Annotated in this window: 8 protein-coding genes; 5 read left to right on the top strand and 3 right to left on the bottom strand. The window is 52.7% G+C overall.

Annotation, left to right across the window (positions count from 1 at the left end; all coding sequences use genetic code 11):
- Positions 1-78 precede the first annotated feature (78 nt).
- Positions 79-924 (top strand): mechanosensitive ion channel family protein, encoded by an 846-nt coding sequence (locus HMPREF2700_RS02890; RefSeq protein ID WP_070589920.1) that lies wholly within the window; start codon positions 79-81, stop codon positions 922-924.
- 75 nt (positions 925-999) lie between these two features.
- Positions 1,000-1,467 (top strand): CinA family protein, encoded by a 468-nt coding sequence (locus HMPREF2700_RS02885; protein WP_003686660.1) that lies wholly within the window; start codon positions 1,000-1,002, stop codon positions 1,465-1,467.
- 83 nt (positions 1,468-1,550) lie between these two features.
- Here HMPREF2700_RS02885 and efeB read toward each other — a convergent pair whose 3' ends face one another.
- From efeB to efeU, 3 genes are all read right to left on the bottom strand, one after another.
- Positions 1,551-2,816, bottom strand: coding sequence for an iron uptake transporter deferrochelatase/peroxidase subunit (efeB, locus tag HMPREF2700_RS02880; RefSeq protein WP_070589918.1), 1,266 nt, complete (start codon positions 2,814-2,816; stop codon positions 1,551-1,553).
- Positions 2,817-2,951: 135 nt separating this feature from the next.
- The gene (efeO, locus tag HMPREF2700_RS02875) at positions 2,952-4,118 is read right to left on the bottom strand and encodes an iron uptake system protein EfeO (RefSeq protein WP_070589915.1); all 1,167 of its coding nucleotides are present in this window, start codon (positions 4,116-4,118) and stop codon (positions 2,952-2,954) included.
- Positions 4,119-4,130: 12 nt separating this feature from the next.
- Positions 4,131-4,955 carry an iron uptake transporter permease EfeU gene (gene efeU / locus HMPREF2700_RS02870; protein ID WP_070589913.1) on the bottom strand — a complete coding sequence of 275 codons (825 nt, stop codon included), beginning with the start codon at positions 4,953-4,955 and terminating at the stop codon, positions 4,131-4,133.
- Positions 4,956-5,335: 380 nt separating this feature from the next.
- Between efeU and HMPREF2700_RS02865 the strand changes: the two genes are divergently transcribed.
- The 3 genes from HMPREF2700_RS02865 (at position 5,336) to HMPREF2700_RS02855 (ending at position 7,354) form a co-directional block, all read left to right on the top strand.
- Positions 5,336-6,511, top strand: a complete 1,176-nt coding sequence (locus HMPREF2700_RS02865) for a cytochrome-c peroxidase (RefSeq protein WP_070589910.1) — start codon at positions 5,336-5,338, stop codon at positions 6,509-6,511.
- Positions 6,512-6,650: 139 nt separating this feature from the next.
- A complete protein-coding gene (locus HMPREF2700_RS02860) occupies positions 6,651-6,980 on the top strand; it encodes an FKBP-type peptidyl-prolyl cis-trans isomerase (RefSeq protein ID WP_094192864.1) in 330 nt (109 codons plus the stop codon).
- Between the two features lie 125 nt (positions 6,981-7,105).
- On the top strand, positions 7,106-7,354 hold the full coding sequence (locus tag HMPREF2700_RS02855; RefSeq protein ID WP_003686612.1) for a BolA family protein: 249 nt from the start codon (positions 7,106-7,108) through the stop codon (positions 7,352-7,354).
- Positions 7,355-7,400 lie beyond the last annotated feature (46 nt).

The raw sequence follows: 7,400 nt of genomic DNA, 5'->3' as shown, positions 1-7,400 counted from the left end.
AAAGTTGCACTTCAAATGCGAATCCGCCGGCCTTGTTTTACAATGACCTTTTAAACAACTTCACACGCATACACAATTATGAATTTCGATCTTCAATCCCTCTCCCCCTTCTCCGGTTGGGAACAACTCGCCCAAACCGGCATGTCTTTCGGCACGAACCTGCTGGCCGCCTTAGCCATCTTCTTTATCGGCCGCTGGGTCGCCACGCGCGTGGTGACACTGATGAAAGCCGCGCTGACACGTGCCAAAGTCGATAAAACACTGGTCAGCTTCCTCGGCAACGTCGCCAACATCGGCCTGCTGATCCTCATCATCATCGCCGCACTGGGTAAACTCGGCATTCCGACCACTTCCGTGACCGCCTTGATCGGTGGCGCAGGCTTGGCCGTAGCTTTGTCTTTGAAAGACCAACTGTCCAACTTCGCCGCCGGCGTGCTGATTATCCTGTTCCGTCCGTTTAAAGTCGGCGACTTTATCCGCGTCAACGGCTTTGAAGGCATCGTCCGCGAAATCAAAATGGTGCAGACCTCTTTGAGTACGCCGGACAACGAAGAAGTCGTCCTGCCCAACAGCGTGGTCATGACCAACAGCATCACCAACCGCTCCTCCCTGCCCCTGTGCCGCGCCCAAGTCGTTGTCGGCGTCGACTACGCCTGCGACTTGAAAGCCGCCAAAGCCGCCGTATTGAGAGCGGCAACCGAGCATCCATTATGTGTTCAAACCGAAGAACGACCTGCCGTCGTATACATTACCAACCTTGGCGACAGCGCCATCGAAATCACCCTTTGGGCGTGGACGCAAGAAGAAAATCTCGGCCCATTCCGATTCGCCCTGAACGAGCAGATCGTCGAAAATCTGCGCGAAGCCAACATCAACATCCCATTCCCACAATGTGATGTCCACCTCATTCAGCCGAAAGACTGATTTCAGCTTTCAGGCCGTCTGAAACCCGGCGGGTCAAACGCCCGCCCCATTCCACCATTTCCATAAGGAGCCGCCATGTCCCATCTGCAAACCATCGCCGAACACCTGACCAGCCGCCGTCAAACCGTTACCTGCGCCGAGTCCTGCACCGGCGGACTGCTTGCCGGTGCGCTGACCTCACTCTCCGGCAGCTCGCAATGGTTTCATCAAAGCTTCGTCACATACAGCAACCAAGCCAAGCAGGAGCGTCTCGGCGTCATGCCCGACACCTTGCTGAAACACGGCGCGGTCAGCCGCGAGACTGTCTATGAAATGGCACGCGGCGCAAAAGCCGTGGCGCAGGCAGATTACGCTTTGAGTATTTCCGGCATTGCCGGCCCTAGCGGCGGCAGCGCGGCCAAACCGGTCGGCACAGTCTGGTTCGGCCTGGCCACGCCCGAAGGTTCGTTTGAACAAACCGCGCTTTTCACAGGCGATCGCGAAGCAGTAAGGGCGCAAGCCGTCGAATACGCATTGGCTTTCTTGGCGGAACATTTGGTTTGATAGAAAAAACACAGGCCGTCTGAAACCCTGTTTTTCAGGTTTCAGACGGCCTTTTTATTTATCTATTCAAACCATCGGCGGATTTATACGCCCAAAAGCTCTTTGCCGAGGAAGCTGCCTTTTTCGACACCCGGCAGGACGAAGAAATAGCCGCCGCCAAACGGGCTGATGTATTCCTCCAGCGGCTCGCCGTTGAGCAGGTTTTGCACGAAGATGAAGCCGTCGGCAAGGTTGGCCTGATAGCAGATGAATATCAAGCCGACATCGAGCTGGCCGTTGGCGGCGAGGCCGCGCGAGTAGTTGAAGGCGCGGCGGTAGAGCAGGTGTTTTTTCATGAACTCAGGATCGCGCGGATTGGCAAGGCGCATATGGCTGTCTTTGGGCGTGATTTTGCCGTCGGGGTCTTTAGCAAAATCGGCGGTGTCGCCTTCTTTTTTACCGTCCATGGGCGCACCGCTGTATTTGCGCCGGCCGAAAATATCGGTTTGTTCCTGCATCGGGGTGCGGTCCCAAAACTCGACAAAGTGGCGGATGAGGCGGACGGCCTGATAGCTGCCGTTTTTCGCCCATGCCGGTTCGTCCAAGCTGTTGGCGGCAACGCCTGTCCACAGGACTTGATCGGCGACTTTGGGATCTTCGACTTTGGGATTGCCGGAACCGTCGCGGAAACCTAAAAGGTTGCGCGCGGCAATGGCGCCGGGTTCGGCTTTAGGGAGCCAACCGTCTATGCTCCAGCGGATGACGGCAAACTGGGCAGTGTTTTTGATGATGTCGCGCAGGGCGGCTTGGCAGGTTTCGGGGGAAAACGCGCAAATTTGCAGGCTGAGGTCGCCGTCGCACCAAGATTTTTGGAGTTTGTCGTTGGGGAAGTCGCGCATTTCCTGCAGGTGTTTCGGCTTTTTGTCTTTGAGGCCGAAGCGGTCGTCAAAGAGGCTGCTGCCGACACCGACGGTAACCGTCAGCCCGTCGGGGCGGAATTGTTTGCCGAGGATGCCGCTGCCTGCTGGCGGGAGCTTGTCGTCTCCGTCTTGGTATTCGCCGCCTTGGGTAAGAAATTCGATGCGGGCAGTCAGTGTGCGGAACAGGTTTTCAAGTTGTTTGGCGTCTTTAGCGGTAACGTCAAAGGCACACATGATGCCGAAGAGCTGGTGTGGCGTGACGATGCCTGCCTGATGCTCGCCGTAACACGGATAGGCCAGCTCGGAATGTTGGTTGTTTTGGGTTTCGGCGGCGGCTTCGCCTTGTTTTTTACCGGCAAAATAACCGGCAACGCCGATGGCGCCGGCGGCAAGGGCAGTTTTGAAAAGGGTTCGTTTTTCGGGTTGTGCCGGTTGTTTGTTTTGGCTCATGGTCTGCTCCTTGGCAGGGAACGGAAAGATTGCAATCGTGTGAAGTAAGGTTGGTTTTCAAGCATATTTTGTGTGGACGACAATAAGATTCAGACGACCTTTCAATATCCAAAGGCCGTCTGAAAACGCGTTACCTTATTTCAAACCCAAAATGCCGCGCAGTTTGGCCAAGTCTTCTGCCAAGGCATTAATCGGCGCCTGCAGGGCTTTGCGGTCTTCTTCGCTCAATTTGTCGTACAGCTCGAAACCGTTCGGGGTTTTGTATTTCGCCAAAATGTCTTCAACCTGTTTGAAGTTGGCATCGGTTTTTTCCAACAACGCTTTGTCTTTGGCTTCGATCAGCGGACGGAACAAATCAACGATTTTTTTGGAGCCTTCCACATTGGCTTGGAAGTCGCTCAAGTCGGTATGGCTGTAACGGTCTTCTTCGCCGCTGATTTTGCTGCCGGCCACTTCTTCAATCAGTTCGGACGCGCCGCCGACCACCTTACCCGGAGGGAATGCCAATGCGTCGATTTCTTTTTGCAGTGCTTCGACATCGGTCATCAGTTTGGCTGCAATTTCCTTCACGCCGGATACGTCTTTTTCTACCCAAAGGGCGTGTTCGATACGGTGGAAGCCGGTAAATCCGGCATCTTTCGCACCGTCTTTGAAGTCGTCTTCACGCGCATCGATGACGGGGTCGAGTTCGCTGAAAAGCTCGGCAATCGGTTCGATACGTTCGTAATGGACGCGGGTGGCGGCAAACAGGGATTTGGCCTTTTCAATGTCGCCGGCTTTAACGGCTTCGGTAAAGGTTTTGGTTTTCGCCACCAGCTCTTTAACCTCGCCTTGAACGTAAGCTTTATAGTCGGCGAGCGGTTGGGACAGTTTTTCCAAATCGGCTTCGTTGGCAGTGTCTTTGAAGCCGCTGTCGGTAACAATCAGCTTACCGCGCGGATTGGTCAACAGGCCGCAAGTCATTTCATATTCGCCCGGCAGCAGGGTAACGGTCATTTTGTCGGATAAACCCGGGGCGATGTTTTCACGCTCGTCCACCACCATCACGCCTTTCAGGATTTCCCATTCCAGCTTGCGGCCGCTGTCGTTTTTAATATTGAACACGACTTGGCCGCTGGGGACGGTCAATTCCATCGGTTCGCAGGCAGTATCGTTCACACCGATATTGACCGAACCGTCGGCATTGGCGGCAGCGGATGCGCCTGAAGCGGCAGGCGCGGCTTTTTCGGCTTCAGGCGGCTGACACGCGGTCAAACCCAGGGTCAGCATTACAGACAAAGCAGTCAGATTGAATTTTTTCATTTTACTTCCTTCTTATTTAGTTAACGTTTTTGCCGGCGCGCTGCCGCGCAAAAACCAAATCATGACGGGAACCAGATACAGCAGCCAAATCAGGACTTCGCCTTCGGTCGGATGGTCGGTATAGCCGAAGAAACCACCGAGCAGCACGCCTAAAGGGCTGTCTTCATGCAAATATTTCGATGTGTCAAAAGCGATGTCCTGCATAGCATTCCATACACCTGCCTCATGCAGCGCGCGAAACGAACCGGCCAGCAGACCGGCGGCCACCACAATCAAAAACGCGCCCGTCCAACGGAAAAATTTCGCCAAATTCAGGCGCATACCGCCCTGATAAATCAGCGTACCGATGACAACCGCCGCCAACAGCCCCAATACTGCGCCTATCGGCATAGACCACGTCGGGCTTTGCTGGAACACGGCCAGCAGGAAAAACACGCTTTCCAAACCTTCGCGCGCCACGGCCAAAAACGCCATGCCGACCAAAGCCCAGCCCTGGCCGCTGCCGTGGTTCAAGGCCGACTGAACAGAATCCTGAAGATGCTGTTTCATCGAACGCGCGGCCTTCTTCATCCACAAAATCATGTACGTCAGCATCGCCACGGCCACCAGACCGATGACGCCGACCACCAATTCCTGTTCTTTTTGCGGAATCTCGCCCGTAACGGAATGAATGCCGTAACCAATACCCAAACACATAACCGAAGCCAAAAACACGCCCAGCCAAACCTTCGGCATCAGCTCGCTGTGACCCGACTGTTTCAAAAAACTGGCAACAATGCCGACGATCAGGGCGGCTTCGATGCCCTCGCGCAACATAATCAATAAAGCAATCAGCATAAAAAACTCTAAAGTGAAACGTTTATTTATTAACGCATTTATAACGCTTTATGTTTAATAACGCAAATTATTTTCATTTTTTAATAACCCCATATTTATTAAGATTTTTTAAAATAAAATAACGAACGTAATCAATAAAAACTAAAAGGCCGTCTGAATTTTGTTTTTTCAGACGGCCTTAAAAATCATAACTAACTGTAAATAAATAATAAAAAAGTTTCATAACATAAAATTCTCTATCGGTTATATTTTCAAAATTTATCAAAATTAAAAGGTTGATTTACAGCAAGAATTAAAAGCAACTTATCTTATATAGTTCAAACACTGCTGTCACAACCAGCAAATCATTACATAACAAATGCATAACAAAGGAACCTCCTATGCCACGTTTGAAACTCCACCAAATCGTTCTGGCCTTGGCCGTTTCTGCCGCGTTGACCGCCTGCGGTGAGAAAACTGCACAAACTACTGAAACTCCTCAAGCTGCTTCTGCCGCGAGCACTGCCGATGCCGCCGCAAGCACCGCCGCCGTTTCAGCCCCTCAAAATTCTGCCAATGTTTCTGACGAAGACAAAGCCCTGTTGGAACGCGCGCAAGCTACGTTCAAACCTTTGCCTGACTTAGCCGAAATGCAAAAAGTCCGTCCGTTTACCGAAGAACAGGTCAAACTCGGCCAACAACTTTGGTACGAAAACCGCCTGTCTAAAGGCAACACCGTCAGCTGTAACTCTTGCCACAACTTGGCAACTGCCGGCGTAGACAACATGCCGACCAGCGCGGGCCACAAAAGCCAATTCGGCGCCCGTAACTCCCCAACTGCCCTGAATGCCGCCTTGTTGGGCAGCCAATTCTGGGACGGCCGTGCAGCCGATGTGGAAGAACAAGCCGGCGGCCCATTGCTCAACCCTGTTGAAATGGCCAACGCGACCGAAGCCGATGCCGCCGCAAAAATCGCCGGTATCCCTGAATACCAAGAAAAATTCAAAGCCGCATTCCCTGAAGACGGCGCAGTTTCCTTCAAAAACATCACCACCGCATTGGGCGCGTTTGAACGTACCCTGCTGACCCCGACCCGTTGGGATGACTACCTGAAAGGCAACGTGTCTGCCCTGAGCGAACAAGAACGCAAAGGCGTACGCGCATTTATGGACAACGGCTGTATCGCTTGTCACAACGGCGTCAACTTGGGCGGTACCATGTTCCAAAAATTCGGCTTGGTGGACGGTCCTTACTGGAAACATATCGACGATCCTAAACACGACAAAGGCCGTGCGGACGTAACCAAAAAAGCCGAAGACGAATTCTTCTTCCGCGTTCCCGGCTTGAGAAACGTCGAACGCACCTACCCATACTTCCACAACGGCAGCGTTTGGGAATTGGATAAAGCCGTCAACATCATGGCGAAAGCTCAATTGGGTAAAACCCTGGCTCCGGAAGACACTGAAAACATCGTTGCCTTCCTGAAAGCCCTCTCCGGCAATGTTCCTGAATCTGCCCGAACCATGCCTGAGCTGCCCGTCTCCCACGATGTCAAATCCCAACCTGACAACAAATAAGGTTTAGCATAAAACAAAGGCCGTCTGAAAATCCGTTTCAGACGGCCTTTTTGTTGCCGGCCATATGGCCGCCTTTGTTTCACGATTCCACACAATATGGTAATCTTGAGCCGATTTTCACCATACATCCGAAAGGAACATCATGAGCCTGATTATTGAAGACTTGCAAGAAGGCCACGGCAAAGAAGCCGTCAAAGGCAAAGAAATCACCGTACATTACACCGGCTGGTTGGAAGACGGTACCAAATTCGACTCCAGCCTCGACCGCCGTCAACCGCTGACCATCACTCTGGGCGTCGGCCAAGTGATTAAAGGTTGGGACGAAGGCTTCGGCGGCATGAAAGAAGGCGGCAAACGCAAGCTGACTATTCCTTCCGAAATGGGCTACGGCGCACACGGTGCCGGCGGCGTGATTCCTCCGCACGCGACCTTGATTTTTGAAGTCGAGCTGCTGAAAGTGTACGAATAAGCATTTGACGCTTCAAAAGACCGAGGCCGTCTGAAACCCGAAGTTTGGTTTTTCAGACGGCCTGTTTTTATCAAGATTCGGTATAATGCCTGTTTTACAAACAAACCATTTCCCAAGGAACCCCCATGCTTTTACCCGAACAAGTCAAAACCCTGATTGAAGGTGTTACCCCCTGCGAACACGTCGAAGTCGAAGGCGACGGCCATCACTTCTTCGCCGTAATCGTTTCTTCCTCATTTGAAGGCAAAGCCCGCCTCGCCCGCCACCGCCTGATTAAAGACGGCCTCAAACCGCAACTCGAAAGCAACGAATTGCACGCGCTGTCGATCTCCGTTGCCGCCACTCCGGCCGAATGGGCTGCCAAACAGGCTTAATTTGGAATCAAACAAAAGGCCGAGACCTTTGCAAAATTCCTTTTTC

Source organism: Neisseria sp. HMSC068C04 (assembly GCF_001810105.1).
Taxonomy (GTDB): domain Bacteria; phylum Pseudomonadota; class Gammaproteobacteria; order Burkholderiales; family Neisseriaceae; genus Neisseria; species Neisseria flavescens_B.
This window is presented reverse-complemented; position numbering and strand designations above follow the sequence as displayed.

Excerpts from the sequence above, each read along its gene's own strand:
- HMPREF2700_RS02885 (WP_003686660.1), top strand. The coding sequence starts at position 1,000 with ATGTCCCATCTGCAAACCATCGCCGAACACCTGACCAGCCGCCGTCAA.
- efeO (WP_070589915.1), bottom strand. The coding sequence starts at position 4,118 with ATGAAAAAATTCAATCTGACTGCTTTGTCTGTAATGCTGACCCTGGGT.
- efeB (WP_070589918.1), bottom strand. The coding sequence starts at position 2,816 with ATGAGCCAAAACAAACAACCGGCACAACCCGAAAAACGAACCCTTTTC.
- efeU (WP_070589913.1), bottom strand. The coding sequence starts at position 4,955 with ATGCTGATTGCTTTATTGATTATGTTGCGCGAGGGCATCGAAGCCGCC.
- HMPREF2700_RS02865 (WP_070589910.1), top strand. The coding sequence starts at position 5,336 with ATGCCACGTTTGAAACTCCACCAAATCGTTCTGGCCTTGGCCGTTTCT.
- HMPREF2700_RS02890 (WP_070589920.1), top strand. The coding sequence starts at position 79 with ATGAATTTCGATCTTCAATCCCTCTCCCCCTTCTCCGGTTGGGAACAA.
- HMPREF2700_RS02855 (WP_003686612.1), top strand. The coding sequence starts at position 7,106 with ATGCTTTTACCCGAACAAGTCAAAACCCTGATTGAAGGTGTTACCCCC.